13 protein-coding genes, 3 rRNA genes and 1 pseudogene are annotated in these 16,271 nt (G+C 64.5%); 4 read left to right on the top strand and 13 right to left on the bottom strand.

What is annotated here, in order from left to right; translation table 11 throughout:
• Positions 1–202: 202 nt before the first annotated feature.
• Positions 203–841 carry a class I SAM-dependent methyltransferase gene (locus NGM07_RS22490; RefSeq protein WP_253520655.1) on the bottom strand — a complete coding sequence of 213 codons (639 nt, stop codon included), beginning with the start codon at positions 839–841 and terminating at the stop codon, positions 203–205.
• A gap of 173 nt (positions 842–1,014) precedes the next feature.
• Between NGM07_RS22490 and NGM07_RS22485 the strand changes: the two genes are divergently transcribed.
• Together NGM07_RS22485 and NGM07_RS22480 are read left to right on the top strand one after the other, a co-directional pair.
• Complete coding sequence (locus NGM07_RS22485; protein ID WP_253520653.1) at positions 1,015–1,266, top strand: thioredoxin family protein; 252 nt, start codon at positions 1,015–1,017, stop codon at positions 1,264–1,266.
• A gap of 406 nt (positions 1,267–1,672) precedes the next feature.
• The gene (locus NGM07_RS22480) at positions 1,673–2,443 is read left to right on the top strand and encodes a DUF7260 family protein (RefSeq protein WP_253520652.1); all 771 of its coding nucleotides are present in this window, start codon (positions 1,673–1,675) and stop codon (positions 2,441–2,443) included.
• 77 nt (positions 2,444–2,520) lie between these two features.
• Here the strand turns inward: NGM07_RS22480 and NGM07_RS22475 are convergent, their stop codons facing one another.
• The 7 genes from NGM07_RS22475 to NGM07_RS22445 all read right to left on the bottom strand — a co-directional run bounded on the left by NGM07_RS22475 (position 2,521) and on the right by NGM07_RS22445 (position 8,529).
• On the bottom strand, positions 2,521–3,591 hold the full coding sequence (locus tag NGM07_RS22475; RefSeq protein ID WP_253520650.1) for an enolase-like domain-containing protein: 1,071 nt from the start codon (positions 3,589–3,591) through the stop codon (positions 2,521–2,523).
• 113 nt (positions 3,592–3,704) lie between these two features.
• Complete coding sequence (locus NGM07_RS22470; protein ID WP_253520648.1) at positions 3,705–4,151, bottom strand: universal stress protein; 447 nt, start codon at positions 4,149–4,151, stop codon at positions 3,705–3,707.
• An 88-nt stretch (positions 4,152–4,239) separates the two neighbouring features.
• A complete protein-coding gene (locus NGM07_RS22465) occupies positions 4,240–4,458 on the bottom strand; it encodes a hypothetical protein (protein ID WP_253520646.1) in 219 nt (72 codons plus the stop codon).
• Between the two features lie 70 nt (positions 4,459–4,528).
• Positions 4,529–4,717 carry a DUF7511 domain-containing protein gene (locus NGM07_RS22460; protein ID WP_253520645.1) on the bottom strand — a complete coding sequence of 63 codons (189 nt, stop codon included), beginning with the start codon at positions 4,715–4,717 and terminating at the stop codon, positions 4,529–4,531.
• A gap of 104 nt (positions 4,718–4,821) precedes the next feature.
• On the bottom strand, positions 4,822–5,559 hold the full coding sequence (locus NGM07_RS22455; protein WP_253520643.1) for a sporulation protein: 738 nt from the start codon (positions 5,557–5,559) through the stop codon (positions 4,822–4,824).
• Between the two features lie 57 nt (positions 5,560–5,616).
• Positions 5,617–6,399, bottom strand: coding sequence for a helix-turn-helix transcriptional regulator (locus tag NGM07_RS22450; protein WP_253520641.1), 783 nt, complete (start codon positions 6,397–6,399; stop codon positions 5,617–5,619).
• 318 nt (positions 6,400–6,717) lie between these two features.
• On the bottom strand, positions 6,718–8,529 hold the full coding sequence (locus NGM07_RS22445) for an ABC transporter substrate-binding protein (protein WP_253520639.1): 1,812 nt from the start codon (positions 8,527–8,529) through the stop codon (positions 6,718–6,720).
• Positions 8,530–8,869: 340 nt separating this feature from the next.
• Between NGM07_RS22445 and NGM07_RS22440 the strand changes: the two genes are divergently transcribed.
• Complete coding sequence (locus NGM07_RS22440; protein WP_253520638.1) at positions 8,870–9,331, top strand: type IV pilin domain-containing protein; 462 nt, start codon at positions 8,870–8,872, stop codon at positions 9,329–9,331.
• A gap of 62 nt (positions 9,332–9,393) precedes the next feature.
• Here the strand turns inward: NGM07_RS22440 and NGM07_RS22435 are convergent, their stop codons facing one another.
• Together NGM07_RS22435 and NGM07_RS22430 are read right to left on the bottom strand one after the other, a co-directional pair.
• Positions 9,394–9,669 (bottom strand): DUF7521 family protein, encoded by a 276-nt coding sequence (locus tag NGM07_RS22435; protein WP_253520636.1) that lies wholly within the window; start codon positions 9,667–9,669, stop codon positions 9,394–9,396.
• Entirely contained in the window at positions 9,666–10,043 is a 378-nt protein-coding gene (locus NGM07_RS22430; RefSeq protein ID WP_253520634.1) for a winged helix-turn-helix domain-containing protein, read from the bottom strand. The genes NGM07_RS22435 and NGM07_RS22430 overlap by 4 nt, the downstream gene beginning before the upstream one ends.
• Before the next feature lie 80 nt (positions 10,044–10,123).
• Between NGM07_RS22430 and NGM07_RS22425 the strand changes: the two are divergent.
• A pseudogene (locus tag NGM07_RS22425) lies at positions 10,124–10,530 on the top strand (halocyanin domain-containing protein); the annotation flags it as partial.
• Between the two features lie 560 nt (positions 10,531–11,090).
• On the opposite strand, the gene rrf reads toward NGM07_RS22425, so the two are convergent.
• From rrf to NGM07_RS22410, 3 genes are all read right to left on the bottom strand, one after another.
• Positions 11,091–11,212, bottom strand: a 5S ribosomal RNA gene (rrf, locus tag NGM07_RS22420).
• 124 nt (positions 11,213–11,336) lie between these two features.
• Positions 11,337–14,256: ribosomal RNA gene (locus NGM07_RS22415) — 23S ribosomal RNA — on the bottom strand.
• Positions 14,257–14,638: 382 nt separating this feature from the next.
• A 16S ribosomal RNA gene (locus NGM07_RS22410) occupies positions 14,639–16,110 on the bottom strand.
• The 16S, 23S and 5S rRNA genes sit together here, the layout of an rRNA operon.
• Between the last annotated feature and the right edge of the window lie 161 nt (positions 16,111–16,271).

The raw sequence follows: 16,271 nt of genomic DNA, 5'->3' as shown, positions 1-16,271 counted from the left end.
CGACCTGCGTCGGCGCCGTCCGACTCGACCGGTCCTGACCCACCTACCGCACCATTACGGACGGGACGCCCGTCCGTTCGTTACATCCGGCGGATTACACTTGAATCCCGGGAAGCCGCCTGACCGTTCCGAACGTTTCGATTTAAGTCACTGTCGTCACACCGGTCGTCGGGGACGAAGTCGTCACGGCCGGACCGGGGCGTCAGAGGACGCGGAACACTCGGACCGTGTCGCGCTTGCCCGGTTCGCGGAGGAGTTGGGCGAGTCCCAGGTCCGAGAACACCGCCATCCAGTTGCGGTGGTAGAGCGGGAAGTCGTCGCGGACGCAACTCACCTCGGCGCCTTCGCGGCCGCGTTCGGGACTGTTGCCTTCATTCTCGGCGGTTATCACCAGGTCGGAGCTGACGCGGGCGAGTTCCTCGAACACCCAGTCGTTGTCTGGGTGGACGTGCTGGAGCGTCTCGACGGAGTAGACGACGTCGAACGCGTCGTCGGGGAACTCCGGGACGAGGTCCTCTATGGCGCCCGCGTGGAAGGTTCCCGTCTCGGCGAGTCGGGGGTAGTGGTCGGCCATCACGTCGAAGGAGTCGTCGTTGATGTCGATTCCGGTGAGGTTCTCGTACCCGGCGTCCAGCAGGCCGGCGAGGTGCCGGCCGGAGCTACAGCCGACTTCGAGAATTGCGGCGTCGTCGTCGACGTAGTGGTCGAAGACGGCGGCGAGGGTCTCGGTGACCTCGTTCTCGCCGATGTTCGCGTAGTACGCGGGCGAGAACTCCTCGGAGCGCTCGGCCCAGTACCGGTGGTTGTCCGCCGAGTACTGTCGGTCGTCCTCCGGTTCCATGCCCGGCGGTAGGGAGTCGACGGATAAAGGGACCGCGAAGTCCTCGGACGGACCGGCGGTGTCGACCGCACGACCGAGCAACCGCCGACCACACGACCGAATGACCCGTCGTGGGAATCGCCGAAACCCCACTAGTTGAAGTGGGGCGGTGGTAATCGGTCGAACTGTAGACGATGGCTCAACTGATACAGTTCTCCACCCCCTCGTGCGGACAGTGTCCTCAGCAGGAAGAGATTCTCCGGGCGTTCGCGAGCGAGCGGACCGACGTCGAGTTCCAGAAGGTCGACGCGACGACCTCCCCGGAGGAGGCGAACAAGTACGGCGTTCGGTCGGTCCCCTCGACGATAGTCCTCGGCGACGACGAGCGAGTGCTCGCGAAGTTCGACGGCCTCACCCAGTCGTCCGAGATAGAACAGGCGCTGTAGGCGGTGGGTTCTCGGCGGTCCGCGACTCCGTACCCCGACGGGACCGGCGTCGGTCGCGTCGACCGGGCGACGGAGTCCCGGAGCGCCCGCCGACTTTGTTCTCGAAAAGGTGAGTTTCCGCCGCGCCGCCGGGTCGCCGAGCGTGGTATGCCGGATTACTCCGCGTTCGGCGTCCGACGCCCGACGAAACGACGCCGACGGTCGCGAAGTAGTCGACTCGCGCGCCGCCCCGAAACGCCGGCGCGCGCCGACACGCGGCGCCGCGCGTCGGCGCGCGGTTCGTCTCACCGACAGAAATCCGCGATACCCCGGGACCCGGCCGCGCCCGCGTCGAGTGAACGGTGGAAACGCTCTACGGGGTTTATTCACCGACTCGGAGTAGAGTGACCGCGCTTCCCATCGACAGATGAGAGACGACACGGCGAACTCGGTTCGCGACGAGACGCCGCTCGGACCGGCGCTCGAAGCGACCGAGCGCGAACTGGAGTGGTTGGACGAGGAGGTCGAGGCGTTCGAGGCGTTCCTCGACAGCGTGGAGACGATTCGAACGCGGGCCGGCGACGCGGACGGGACGTCCCGCCCGTCTTCGCTGCCGGCCGCCGGCCAGGAGTTCTCCGCCGACCCGGCCCCCTTCGAGGCGGTCCGCGACGCGTTCGAGGAGACGGTGTTCGCGGTCGACCACTGGGAGTCGGCGTACTCGGAGCGAACGGTGCCCGAGGCGATGGAGAGCGAGTTCTCGGCGGAACTCGCCGAGGTGCTCCGTCGCCCGCGCGGGACGGAGTTCTCGCCGTTCGTCGCGAACAAACTCCGGGCGGAGGTCGAGGAGGCGGTGCACGACCGGACCCGGTCGCGCGACTTCGTCGCCGAGGAGGCGACCCACCTGCGGACGCTCGCGGCCGAACTCGGGGAGGTACTCGAACTCGTCCGGTTCGTCGTCGACGGCGACGGGTCGTTCGAGGACCGCCGAGCGGCGGTCGAAACCGCCTACGAGACGCTGGAGGAACTCGCCGAAACCCACCAGGCGTACCTCGCGGGGTGCGAGGACGCCGCCGAGCGCCTCCTCACCGGGATGGTGTACGCCGACCTCGAAACCGAGTATCCGGGGCTGTCCGCCGTCGCGAGCGTGCGACGAACCGTCGACCGGGCGAACGGCCACTTCTGGGCGGGGTTGCTGTAGCGGGCGGACCGACGGTCGGGTGGCCGGACGTCACCGCGTCGCCGCGCCACCGCGTCTCGGCGGCGCGTCCGCCGTTCCTACCGGAAACCGCGCACCTCGCCCATCGACAGCGGACTCGACGGCAGGTCGTCGGCGGGCGTCGCGTCGTTGTACCCCGTCGGCGCCACGTCGTTCGGCGAGTCCGGGTAGAACAGCGAGGCGAGCAACTGGATCTGGCGGCGACCCGGGCCGAGTTCGAACTGGCCGCCGCCGTACATGGAGATGTCCCGTTCCTCGCAGTGCTCGACGGTGTCGAGCAGCGACTCGACCGACCCGAAGCGCGAGGGTTTGACGTTGAGCCAGTCGGGTTCGAACGGCCGGTCGTCGACGCTCTCGACGCCGGTTATCGGGACGTCCCACGAGATTCGGTCGCGGGCGTCGGCCAGGGCGGCCCGCGTCTCGTCGGTCCAGGCCGGGTCTTCGAGGATGGCGTCGGGCAGTTCCGCGACGACGCGCTCGTAGAGGTCCGGACCCGCGTTTCCGGCCACCTCGGGGTCGTCGTAGAGCGCCTTGAAGTCGACCACGCGGACGCCGAAGTCGGCGAGTTCGGCGACCAGGTCGGGCGTCCAGCCCCCGCCGGCGTCGAGTTTGAACTCCAGGTCGGCGTTCCGGTCGCGCCACGTCCGGAGGACGTCGGCGCTCGGCGGGTCGCCCAGCGTCGGACTGACGACGAACCGGACCGGGTCGTACGACCGGTCGAGCGCGGCCCCGAGGTGGGTGTCGGCCCGCCGAAGTGCCAGGTCGAGCGCGGCGCTCTCGAACGCCCACCGGCGGTAGTTGCGCGCGATTTCGTGGTCCGGGTCGGCGTCCGGGAAGAGGTCCAACTCGCCGAGTTCCCGCGAGAACTCCTCGAGCGTGTACTCGCCGGCGAGGTCGAACTCGGGCGCGGGGTGGCGGTCTTCGGCGTAGGTCACGTCCTCGCCGACGCCGACGACCGCGTCGTCGGCGTCGGCGGCGCTCCCGCCGGTTCCCCCGCCGCCCGACGACCCGCCGGACAGCGTGACGACGGTCGTCGCGCGGGTGAACTTCGGCGTCTCGCGCTCGCGGCGCTCGCACTCGACCGACTCCACGGTCAGCGGAAGGTCGGCAACCTGCTCGTAGAGGCCCATGGCGGCGATACGGTCGCGGGGAAGGAAAAGCTACGGCGCGGCGGACGACCGCGACGCGGTCGCCCGCCGCGCGCTCGAAGGTGCCCGGGCGGCGTCTGTCGCGCGTCCGAGGACTACTCGGTGACGACCGTCACCGGGCCGTCGAAGTTGAGGACGATCGACTGGGTGAGGTCGCCGAAGATGGCCTTGCCGGCCGGCGAGCGCTTCTTGCCGGCGATGAACAGGTGGTCGCACTCGCGCTCGTCGGCCACCTGGAGTATCTTGCTCTGCTCGTCGCCGAGCGCGCCGACCGCTTCGTACTCCACGTCGACGCCGTCGAGCGCGTCCCGCCCGACGTCCGCGGCGAACTGCTCCGCTCCCGAGAGCGCCCGGTCGCTAGAGTAGTTCGCCTGGACGGCCGGGACCTTCTCCATCGCCCTGCGCTTGCTGTCGTACTCCTCGTCGGTCGTCACGTGCAACAGTACGAGTTCGGCGTCGACCGCGGCGGCGAGTTCCCCCGCCTCGCGGACGAGCGCTTTCGTCGATTCGTCGGCGTCGACGACTGCGAGTCCTCTGTCCATGCCGAACGTATGACGGATGCGCGCCATAAATGAACCGGCCGGGGACGGAAGGAAAACCGACGGCGAGGGGAAAACGAGACGAACGCGGTCAGCCGTCGAGGACGGGGTCGTCGACGCCGCGGGGGAGCATGTGCCAGACGCCGCTGGCGAACAGCGCCACTCCCACGGCGAGGACGGCCAGCGTGAGTTCGCGGGGAACTACGAGTTGTTCGGAGACGAGCGCGCAGGTCAACATGAGCGAAAAGCCGGAGACGCCCTGGAAGACGGGCGAGCCCAGGGGTCCGGAGAGCGAATCGTCGTCGGCCATCGGTGGGGCCGAGACGCCCATCCGTTATGTAGTTTCCCGTTCGTCGCGAGCGCGGCGGGTCGCCCGGCGCTCACCGCATCTGCGAAACCGTGACGAACGACCCCGACTCGGCGGTTATCCACTCGGTCAGGGGCCGGGACGCCGCGGCGTCCTCGGGGTAGAGCGTGCACTCCTCGCCGCGGGTGCCGGCGAAGGTGGCGAGCAGTTCTTCGGGTCCGGTCAGTCGGTCGTCGACGTCTTCGGAGTTCTGGGATGGCACGGGCTAAATTCGGGGCGGGTCGCGGGGGTCGGTTCCGGTCCGTCGTCCGGGACGCGAGCGCGGCCGCGGAGGGGAGGGCGACGGACGGTTACGGTCGCGTGGTTTCAGAGGTGGCGCTCGACCGTCGCCCGGAGGTCCTCGGCGATTCGGTCGGCGTCGGCGTCGGTCACGCTCAGGGTCGCGCGGCGCTCGTCGGTGTCGGTCATCTCCGAGAGCAGGCCGCCGCGGCGGTCGATCTCGACGTAGATCGTCAGTTCGTCCTCGGTCGGACGAGCGACGAGTTCGAGTTCGTCGAGTTTACCGGCGAACGGCCCCGACCGCGGGCGGAACTCGAACTCCTGGACGAACGACCGCCGGGAGGTGAAGGTGCCGTGGGGGTCGGCCTGACACTCCGCACTGTGCAGCGAGAGGCCGAGCGACTCGGCGGCGTCGAACACCGCCTGAAGCCGGGGTTCGGGTTCTATCTCGACGTAGTCGGTGTCGTCGGGGTCGAGCGCCCAGTCGACGTCGAGACCGGTTTCGACCCAGACGTCGGTGCGGCCGACGGTCACCGGCGTCTCTAAGGGAATCTCGATTTCGACGTCGAACGACCGCTCCTCGTCGGGTTCGATGGTGAACGACTCGGCGAGTTTGAACTTGTCGACGACCGCCGTCTTCCGGCCGTCGTCGGTCCGATAGCTCGTCTCGAGCGCGAAGTATATCTGGTCGACCTCCTGGTCGGTCGATCCGCCGCGGACCTCGACGGTGGCCTGGACGGTTTCGCCCGCTTTCAGGGTGGTCTTGGGGAGGACTGTGTCGACTTCGGCCGCGCCGATGCCGACCCTTGACAGGAATCGTTTCATCTCGGCCGGAGGTGCGCAGTCGGCAATTATATCTTTTGTGGCACAAGCGACACGTCGTCACTCGTCGAGGCGGCGACCCGTCAGGGAGTCGGCCCCCGCCCGCGCCCGTTCGAACGTCTCCTCGGCCCACGCGACCGCGGCGGCGGTGTCGTTGCGGACGAACCCGAGTATCGAACCCCCGACGTGGAGCGCCACCCCGACCTCGGTTCCCTCGCGACCGTCGACGAGGACGAGGCTGAACGGCCGCTCTGTCGGGGTCACGGCCGCGGTGACGCCGTCGGTTTCGAGGAACGCCCTGAACTGCTCGCGCCAGCGCGAAACCAGCCACTCGACGACGCCCTCGGTGAGGACGAACTCGGCGGTCATCCCGCCGTCGAGGACCCGCTCGCTGTAGGCGTCGGCGAACTCGGGGACGACGACGCCGCCGAGCGTCCGCGCCCGGTCGGCGTCGGCGAGCACCGCGTCTATCGCGCCGACCGGTTCACGGGGCGAGTGCGGCGTCGGCAGGACGACCTCCGGGTCCTCGAAGAGCGACCCGTCGAGGGATGCGTCGGCCGGGAGTTCCGCGAGCAGGTCCCGGAAGGACGCGAGTCCCCGCACGCGGTCGGCGTGGCGGTCGTGTTCGGTCAGCGCGAGTTCACCCGCGAGCGTCGTCCGGTAGCCGTCGTCGCCGCGTTCGACGAAGCCGGCGCGTTCGAGTTCCCGCACCGCGCGGTCGATGGTCGAGCGCGACTCGTCGAGTTCGCAGACCAGGTCGCGCTTCTGGCGGGGTTGGCGAAGGTGGCGGAGGTAGTGGCTCCGCCGACGGAGAATCTTCTGGAGGTCGGAGGGCGGACGCATGCGTCAACGTATTCGGCCGCCGCACAAGAGTTTGTATACGCTTTACAGTATAAATGAACGCCAGCTATTTGTGTGAGTAATCAGGCGGCGGGCGGATGCGCCAACGGGTGAGAAAAAGAGGAAGGCCGACCAACGTCGAGTCGCTGGTGTACGGACCGGCTGCGTGCCTCTGACACCGGCATACCATTGTCGAACCGGGGACCCACCCGTCCCCGACCTCTCCGCGCACCGCTGAAGCGACGCGGTCGACGGGGCACCCGCCCCGTCGACCGCGGAACAGCGCCGTTTCCGGCGGCCGAGCGAACCGACTTCGTTCCGTTACTCGATGCCGGTCGTGTGGAACATCTGGCGGCTCGGTCCGGCCGCGCCGAACGTCGGCGGGTTGACGTTGTCGTACCAGAACCGCTGGTCCATCTCGTGGTACGTCGGCAGGAAGCAGACGTCCTCCCAGTTGGCCTCCTCGATCGTGACGTACGCCTCGTTGCGCGCCTGCTGGGCCTGGTCGGTCGGCGCGGTGTTGTTCTGGACCTGCCGCCACGCGTTGATCGCCTGCTGGGCCGCCTCGGTCCCCGACCAGTTGACGTACGACAACGGCGCGGGCTTCGAGGTGTCGGTCTGAGGCGGGTACAGCAGCTGCAGGAAGTTGTCGGGCGCGGGCCAGTCCATGATCCAGCCCAGCGAGTAGGCTTCGAGGTTGCCGTTCCGGCCGCGCTTGAGCAACGTCGAGAACGGCGCCTGCTCGACCGTCATGTCGATGTAGGCGCTGGTTAGCTGGTCGCGCAGGAGCTTCGCCACCTCGACCCAGGTCGGCGAGGACTGGTAGGCCGTGAACGTGAACTGCGCCCGGTTGTTCGGGCCGTACCCGGCGTCCTTCATCACCTGCCGAGCCTTGTCGAGTTGGGTCTGGTTGTACCCGTAGGGGTAGTTCTGCCTGGCGTGTTGCGTGTAGGCCTGCGGCCCACCCGGGTAGATGTTCGGCGGCGTGAAGTGGTACGACGCCTGCCCCCGGCCTTTGAAGATCTGTTCGACTACCTGCTGTTGGTTCATCGCGTAGGCGGCGGCCTGTCGAATCGGCTTGTCGACCGCGCTCGTGTTGAACCCGACGTAGAAGGCGTTGATGGTCGCGACGCCGAGGTAGTTCAGCGTCTCGCCGTTGCGAACCGGCCCGTACTTCCCGCTCTCGCGACCCTGGTCGTCCTCCTGGACGTTCTGGAGCTTGTTCGGGTCGTAGAAGTTCGTCGGGATTGAGAAGTAGTCGGCGTTCTTGTTCATCGCGTACGTCCAGTGGGCGTTGGCGTCCTCGATGATGGCCCAGTTAACGACCGCCGGATTCGCGGTCTGGCCGTGGTAGTCCTCGAACCGCGACACCTGCGCCTCGGTGTTACTCTCCCACCTGTCGAACTTGAACGGCCCCGCGCCGATGGGGTTGCTCGTGGCGAACCGGTTGTAGGGCATCCGGCCCTGATACCCGTCGATGTCGCCGACGATGCCCTCGGGAAGCGCCGCGAACGAGGTGTACGCGAGCATCGGGAGCGTCGCGTGGAACGGCTCCTGCAGCGTCATCTCCAGCGTGTACTTGTCCGGCGCGCGAACCGCCATCGACCCCGGCTTGTACACCTGCTCGCCGTTCTGTTGCTGGGTCTGGTGCTGGATGCCGATGGATTCGAGGATGAAGTAGCTCCGTCGGGAGTTCTCGGAGGCCGCCAGGCGCTCCCAGGAGTAGACGAAGTCCTGGGCGGTGACCTCCTTGCCGTTGTGGAACTTCGCGCCCTGCTTGAGGTTGAACGTGTACGTCTTGAAGTCGTCGGAGACCTGGTAGTCCTTCGCCAGCAGGGTCTTGACCTCGACTTCCCCGAACGGATAGTTCATCAGCGCGTCGAACACCTGCTGAATCACGGTCCCCGAGGCGGTGTCGGTCGCCCTGATAGGGTCCATCGTCGTCATCGAACGGTTGATGAGATTCAGCGTGCCGCCGCCACCCCCCTGTTGACCGGTTGTCGTTCCCTGTCCGGTCGTCGTGCCCTGTCCACCGTCCTGGGCCGCTCCGGTACCCGTAAGCGCTACAGCCGACGCGGTCGCACCGGTGGCCTTGAGGAAGGACCGACGCGACATGTTGGATTTCTCTGACATCCAAATAGGAGGGACTACGGAGAGGCATATGTATCTAATTATTGTTAGTTAGGAATACGCGAGTTGGTAAAAGCGGCCCGCTCGGCACGTGTTTCCACGGCCGGCACCTAAAACAATCGGGGTGGGACGGAATTCCGAAACCGCGGTCGGGCGACGGTCGGATTCGAAACGGCCGAGAGCGGAGTCCGAAGCACTCGGAACGTCGCGGCAGAACGCCGAGTACGGAGTCCGTACCGACCGTCCGGGAGGCCCATCGCGTACGAAGCGTCGGCCTTCTCGAACGCACCTCGTGCATAACGAAGTGAACGAACGCCGTCAGTTCGGCCGAAGCGAATCCCCCATGAAACGGAGCCTCGAACGACTCGCGGCCGGCGTGCGGAGCGAACGCGCCACGTCACCGACCATCGGTTCCGTACTGTTGGTCGGCGTGACGGTGCTGCTGGCGACGACGGCGGGAGCCGGGATGTTCAGCCTCGCCGAGCAAGGTACCCAGGGCGCGTTCGCCACCGCGACGGTCAGCACCGCGCCGAGCGAAGACCGAGTGACGGCGACGTGGGTGGCGAACGCCAACGCCGAGCGACTCCAGGTGACGATCCGGGTCGGCGACCGGAGTCGGACGGTCACCCTACAGTCCGTCGGCGACCGGGTGGTCGCCGACCCCGACGGTGTGTCGGTCCAGACGGGCGACGTCGTCCGCTGGGACCGGCCCGCGATTTCGGACGGCGACCGGATTTCGGTGACCGTCGTGGCCGTGAAGAACGGCGAGAGCGTCGTGGTCGCAGAACAGAGCGCCGCGGTCTGACCTCTCGGCGACGGCGTCGCGGTTGCCGACCGCCGCGGCGGTCGGCAACCGCGTCGGTCGGCCTACTCGACGTACAGCGAGTAGGTGATGACCGCGAACCCGGTCGCGGTCAGCGCGCTCTCGATGATGAGGACGGCCGACCGGTCGATGCCGAGTCCCTGGTCGGCGACGCCCGCCAGGAACGCGCCGAGCGTCACGACGCCGAACCCGACCGAGAGCGCCCGGAGCGACCGCGACCCCGTCCGCCGGTAGGCCTTGTACGTGAAGTAACTGATGAGTCCGCCGAGCAGTAGCGTTATCGTCTTCAGGATGACGACGAGGGTCGTAACGTAATTCATGTTTCTTTGCGCACCTCCGACCACATGTCGGCCAAGCGCTCCTCGGTGCTTCGGGGTGGCCGGTCGATGGCGACGGCGAACTCCCGGTCGTCGGTGAGCGCGAGCGTGACCGACTCGAAGTCGAGCGTGTAGCGGGTCGTGTGGTGACCGTCGCTTCGCACCTCGGTCAGTTCCGCGAGCAGCGACGCCTCGCTGAGCAGGTCCACCTTGCGGTAGACCGTCGAGAGCGGAATGTCGGTCGCGTCGGCGAGTTCGCTCGCCGTCATGGGTTCGTCGAGTTGTCGCACGATGGCTCGACAGTTCGGGTCGTCCAGCGCATCGAGGACGTCCTGCAGGTCGGGTGCGTCCTCGACGATCGCCGGGTCGCGCACCATTCGTCCGTTGGTTTCCGAAGCCGACACATAACTCGTTCGACTCGGATCCGAACCGGCCGGAGTCGGCCCGAAACCCCACCGCGGCGACCGCCGCTGCGTCCGCGACGGTCGACGTGACGACCGCGAACGGTGGTGGTGACCTCGACATCTGGTTCGAGAACACCACCAACTACGACGGCGTCGTCGACGAAACCGGCAAGTCCGAAGTGACGGTGACTGTCGGTGTGACGGCGGTAACGGCGGGTCGTTCGCGTTCGAACCTGCGGCCGTACGCGTCGACCCCGAGACGACGGTCATCTGGAAGTGGTCCGGCGAAGGTGGTAGTCACAACGTCGCCGTCGAAGACGGGTCGTTCGGGAGCGAGATGACCGGCGACGCAGGCCACACCCTCGAGCAGACGTTCGAGGCGGACGGGGTGGCCAAGTACGCCTGCGTCCTCCACGAACCGATGGGGATGAAGGGCGCGGTGGTCGTCGGCGACGTCGGTCGGGAGGCGCAGCCGGATTGCGTTTCGGCGGAACCTCTCGCCCGGGACGGCCGCCGTCGGCGGGAGCGTCCTGCTCGGGGTGCTCTCACCGCTCGCGTTCGTCGCGTTCCTGTTCGGTCGGCGCAGTGGAAAGTCCGACGCCGCGGCCGAGCGACCCGCCGGACACGCGCCCGGACGGGGTGAGGGGACGTCTTTTCGGCGCGCACGGTCGGTTTCGAATCGAGGGCCGAGACGCCGCGCTAGCCGACCGACTCGGATACCGGCGTTCGAACGTGCGTCGAGGCGCCGTCGGTCGCCGTCCGAGACGGTCGACCGACGGTTACGCGGGCCATCACGACCGAGCGAAAGCGCCGATGGAACGCCGCCAACGCACGGTTGCCGGTTCTCGCGTTTCGTCGCAGTCGTCGGCTCGGAGAGCGATCGCTCGTCGAGTCCGTACTGGCGGTCGAGGCGAGCGCGGCGGCGCGTCAGCGCCGGCGCGCGAGCCGTCGGCTCTCCGATATAAATGCAGAAAGCCCCACAGAGCACGGGCTCTGTGGGGCTTTTGATGAAGTATGAGTGGTAGGCGGCGAACCGAATTTCCCAGAGGCTCGCGCACTCCAGTACTCGCCGGAACGCTGGCGGGCTTATCTTCCGTGTTCGGGATGGGTACGGGAGTGACCCCGCCGCTATGGCCGCCTTAACGCCGACATGCGGAATCGAACCGCATTACAGGTACCAACCGTCGGTAGTTCGACGAACGACCGTAATGTAAGTGCAATCCAGTTAACGCCTGGACCCGATTCAATCGGGCGCAGTGCGGTATGAATGTGTGGCGTCGATCGGTTAGTACTCGCGGACTGAACGCCTCGTTGCCTCGGCGCGTACATCCCGAGCCTATCGAACTCGTCTTCTACGAGTGATCTATAGCGGTATCTCTTTTCCAGGTGGGTTTCGAGCTTAGATGCATTCAGCTCTTACCCCGTGTTGCGTGGCTGCCCGGCACATGCCCTCTCGGACAACCGGTACACCAGTGGCAACCAATCGTAGTTCCTCTCGTACTATACGATCGTTCCCGTCAGATACCATGACACCCCCAATAGATAGCAGCCGACCTGTCTCACGACGGTCTAAACCCAGCTCACGACCTCCTTTAATAGGCGAACAACCTCACCCTTGCCCGCTTCTGCACGGGCAGGATGGAGGGAACCGACATCGAGGTAGCAAGCCACCGGGTCGATATGTGCTCTTGCCGGTGACGACTCTGTTATCCCTAAGGTAGCTTTTCTGTCATCTATCGCCCGCATCAAGCGGGCTGATAGGTTCGCTAGACCACGCTTTCGCGTCAGCGTCCCTCGTTGTGTAGGACACTGTCAGACTTCCTTATGCTCTTGCGCTCTGGTCCGGGTTCCCGACCCGGATGAGGAAATCTTGGGGCACGCTCGATATCTTTTCGAGCGTGTACCGCCCCAGTCAAACTGCCCGGCTACCGGTGTCCTCCTCCCGGAGTGAGAGTCACAGTCACTAACGGGTAGTATTTCAATGATGCCTCGGCGGCCCGCTGGCGCGGGTGCCTGCGTAACGGCTCCTACCTATGCTGCACATTAGCGACCGTGTCTCAGCGACAGCCTGCAGTAAAGCTCTATAGGGTCTTCGCTTCCCCTTGGGGGTCTCCAGACTCCGCACTGGAACGTACAGTTCACCGGGCCCAACGTTGGGACAGTGACGCTCTCGTTGATCCATTCATGCAAGCCGCTACTGAAGCGGCAAGGTACTACGCTACCTTAAGAGGGTCATAGTTACCCCCGCCGTTAACGGGTCCTTCGCCTCGTTGTACCGAGTGTTCAGATACCCGCACTGGGCAGGATTCAGTGACCGTACGAGTCCTTTCGGATTTGCGGTCACCTATGTTGTTACTAGACAGTCGGAGCGTCCGAGTCACTGCGACCTGCTCCTCTCCGGAGCAGGCATCCCTTATCGCGAACTTACGGGACTAACTTGCCGAATTCCCTAACGTCGGTTGCTCCCGACAGACCTTGGCTTTCTCCGCCTGAGCACCTGTGTCGGATCTTGGTACGAACTTCATGCTCACCTTTTCACGGGCCCCAGGTTGGGTCGACTTTCGCTGTTCCGCCGTTCGTCCGCTTCGTGCCATTACGGCTTCCACGGATTTGGACGGTTCGACCGGGCGATGGCCCGGCTCGACTTACCCCGAGGCGTCGGCTTTGAGTGCATGAAGGCACTGGAATATTAACCAGTTTCCCTTTTGTCCTGCTCGAATTGCGACAGGACTTAGGATCGGCTAACCCTCGGCTGTTCAGCATTGCCGAGGAACCCTTGCTCGTAAGGTCGTCGGGGGTCTAACCCGACTAACGCTGCTACTATGGCCAGGATTTTCGTCCCCACTCGGTCCACGCGAGCTCTCGCCCGAGCTTCCATCCAAGTGGAGTGCCAGTCTACTGAATCACGGTCTGAACCGTGCCGCCAGGTCTCGGTAATAGGCTTGAGCCCCGATCATTTTCGGCGCCCCGAACCTCGGCCGGTAAGCTGTTACGCTTTTCTTAGAGGGTAGCTGCTTCTAAGCTCACCTCCCGGCTGTCTAGGGCTCGGGACCACCTTCAATCGCACTTAGCCTATATTTTGGGACCTTAACCCGGCTCTGGGTTGTTCCCCTCCTGGTGCACAGGCTTACCCCGCACACCGGATTCCCTGCGTCGACGGCGTTCGTAAGTTCGGAGTTTGACAGAGGGGCCGACTCCTCTCGGAGTCGGCTCCCTCAATCGGTCGCTCTACCTCACGAACTACCTCGACAGAGGTCATGCTTCGACATGTTTCGACTGGAACCAGCTGTTGCCGGATTCGATGGGCCTTTCACCCCTACACATAGGTTACGAGAGGGTATTGTAGGACACCAACTCTAACAGGCCTCCACGTGGCTTTCGCCACGCTTCACCTTACCCATGCGTAGATCATCCGGTTTCGGGTCGCATCCGATTGACTCCCCGCGCTTGAACACGGCGGCCCTCGCACATAGTGCTGCGGCCATGTCGCTTTCGCTATGCCTTCCCCGATGCTCGGGTTAGACTCGCCAATCAAATGCACTCCCTGGCTCGTTTTTCAAAACGTACGACGGAACACCGGCTTCCTGTGAGTCCTACTGCGGGATTGCTCCCGGGTCGTTTATCACAGGACCTTTTGTGCCCCGTCGCTCCATCGCCAACTGATTTCAGGCTCTATTGCACCTCCCTTCTCGGGGTGCTTTTCAGCGTTCGCTCACGCTACTTGTTCGCTATCGGTCTCGAGACGTGTTTAGTCTTGGCCATCGATGCTGGCCGTCTTCACGAGGGATTTCCAACCCCCGATACTCTGGAGCTGACGCACATCGTACTGATTCATGTTACGGGGTTGTCACCCTGTTTCACGCTCCATTCCAGGAGACTTCACATGAACGGTCGGATGCTGAGTGTCAGTCCGAACACCACATTGCCCGTGAGGGCTTCGGTTTGGACTGTGTCGCGTTTACTCGCCGTTACTAACGACATCCCATTCGGTTTCTTTTCCTGTCGATACTAAGATGTTTCAATTCTCGACGTTCCCCATTGCGCAAGGCAATTGCGAGAGGATTCCTATTCGGAGATCCTGAGTTCTTCGCCTCCGTGCGGCTCCCTCAGGCTTATCGCAGCTTGGCACGTCCGTCTTCGGCGCTCGAGCCGAGCCATCCACCAGCTGGCACAGTAGCCACGCTGTTGGAATCACACTGTGACCCGATGAATCGAGTCCAGTGGACGTCTGGATTGCACTTACACACGGTCGTCATCGCCACGTCCCGGAGGTGGCCGGGAGCGTGCGTCGAACCCTTCCCACCCACGCTTTCACGAGGTGGTGCATCGGTTAGTCCGGAACGGCCGTCCCGTCCCGAGTTACGGACCTCTCAGGAGTCGAACCTGAAATCACTGCGTAGCAGCGACGCTCCCGCCGAGCGAGGTCTGTCCTCCCCTTGGGGGAGGAACGTAGCCCTGGTAGTTCAAAGGTGCCTGGTCGGCACCGAATGGGTGTCGTCGAAGTCACCCGGCCGTCGCGAAAGCGACGGCCATTGTGAGCCGGGCGCGTCGGCCCGGTCTCGGTCTTTAGGAGGTGATCCAGCCGCAGATTCCCCTACGGCTACCTTGTTACGACTTAAGCCCCCTTGCGAAGCCCAGATTCGACCACCGGATGGTGGCCTCATCCGGACCTCACTCGGGTGCTTTGACGGGCGGTGTGTGCAAGGAGCAGGGACGTATTCACCGCGCTCTTCTGAAGCGCGATTACTACCGAATCCAGCTTCATGAGGGTGAGTTTCAACCCTCAATCCGAACTACGATCGAGTTTAAGAGATTAGCGCCCTCTTTCGAGGTTGCAACCCGTTGTCTCGACCATTGTAGCCCGCGTGTAGCCCAGCTCATTCGGGGCATGCTGACCTACCGTTGCCCGTTCCTTCCTCCACGTTAGCCGTGGCGGTCTCCGTAATGTACCCAACTACCGCAAGGGTATTGCTGGCAATTACGGATACGGGTCTCGCTCGTTGCCTGACTTAACAGGATGCCTCACGGTACGAGCTGACGGCGGCCATGCACCTCCTCTCAGTAGGTCTGGTAAGCTCATCACACTGACCATCACTCCTACTGTCGGAGCTGGTGAGATGTCCGGCGTTGAGTCCAATTAAACCGCAGGCTCCTCCGGTTGTAGTGCTCCCCCGCCAATTCCTTTAAGTTTCATCCTTGCGGACGTACTTCCCAGGCGGCCCGCTTCACGTCTTCACTGCAGCACAGCGCAGACTCGTAGTCTGCGCCAAACTTAGCGGGCATCGTTTACAGCTAGGACTACCCGGGTATCTAATCCGGTTCGTGACCCTAGCTTTCGTCCCTCACCGTCGGGTCCGTCCTTCTGAGGCGCTTTCGCCACCGGTGGTCCGTCCAGGATTACAGGATTTCACTCCTACCCCGGACGTACCCCTCAGATCTTCCGGCCCCAAGCCAGACAGTTTTCGCCGGACGCCCACTCGTTAAGCGAGTGGATTTCCCGACGAACTTGGCTGGCCGGCTACGGACGCTTTAGGCCCAATAATAGCGGCCATCACTCGAGCTGCCGGTATTACCGCGGCGGCTGGCACCGGTCTTGCCCAGCTCTTGTTCCTGAACCACCTTACGGTTCAGAAAAGCGAGGACTATATGCCCTCGCACTCGGAGTCCCCTTATCGCACTGTCGTGCAGTGTAAAGTTTTCGCGCCTGCTGCGCCCCGTAGGGCCCGGAATCTTGTCTCAGATTCCGTCTCCGGGCTCTTGCTCTCACAACCCGTACCAATTATCGGCACGGTGGGCCGTTACCCCACCGTCTACCTAATCGGCCGCAGCCACATCCTCTAGCGCCGTAGCGTTTGTAGCTCGAACCACTCCAGGTATCGAGCCGTATCCAGCATTAGCCTCAGTTTCCCGAGGTTATTCTGGTCTAGAGGGCAGTTTGGCCACGTGTTACTGAGCTTTCCGCCACGAGTGTGAACTCGTGCGACTAGCATGGCTAAATCGGACTCCGATAGCAATGGCCTCCGGCAGGATCAACCGGAATGGTTGCCGAGCACGTAATGGCTCGGTGGGTTTCTGGCGGAAGGTATAATGCTAATGTCCGTCAGTTCGACGACACCGATCGGAACCGACCAGGTGTCACCGAACTACCAGGGCTAACATCAGATCCCATCGTGTACGGCTGACCGCAGGGGTGGAATCCTC

It is taken from the genome of Halorussus vallis (assembly GCF_024138165.1).
Lineage (GTDB): Archaea > Halobacteriota > Halobacteria > Halobacteriales > Haladaptataceae > Halorussus > Halorussus vallis.
This window is presented reverse-complemented; position numbering and strand designations above follow the sequence as displayed.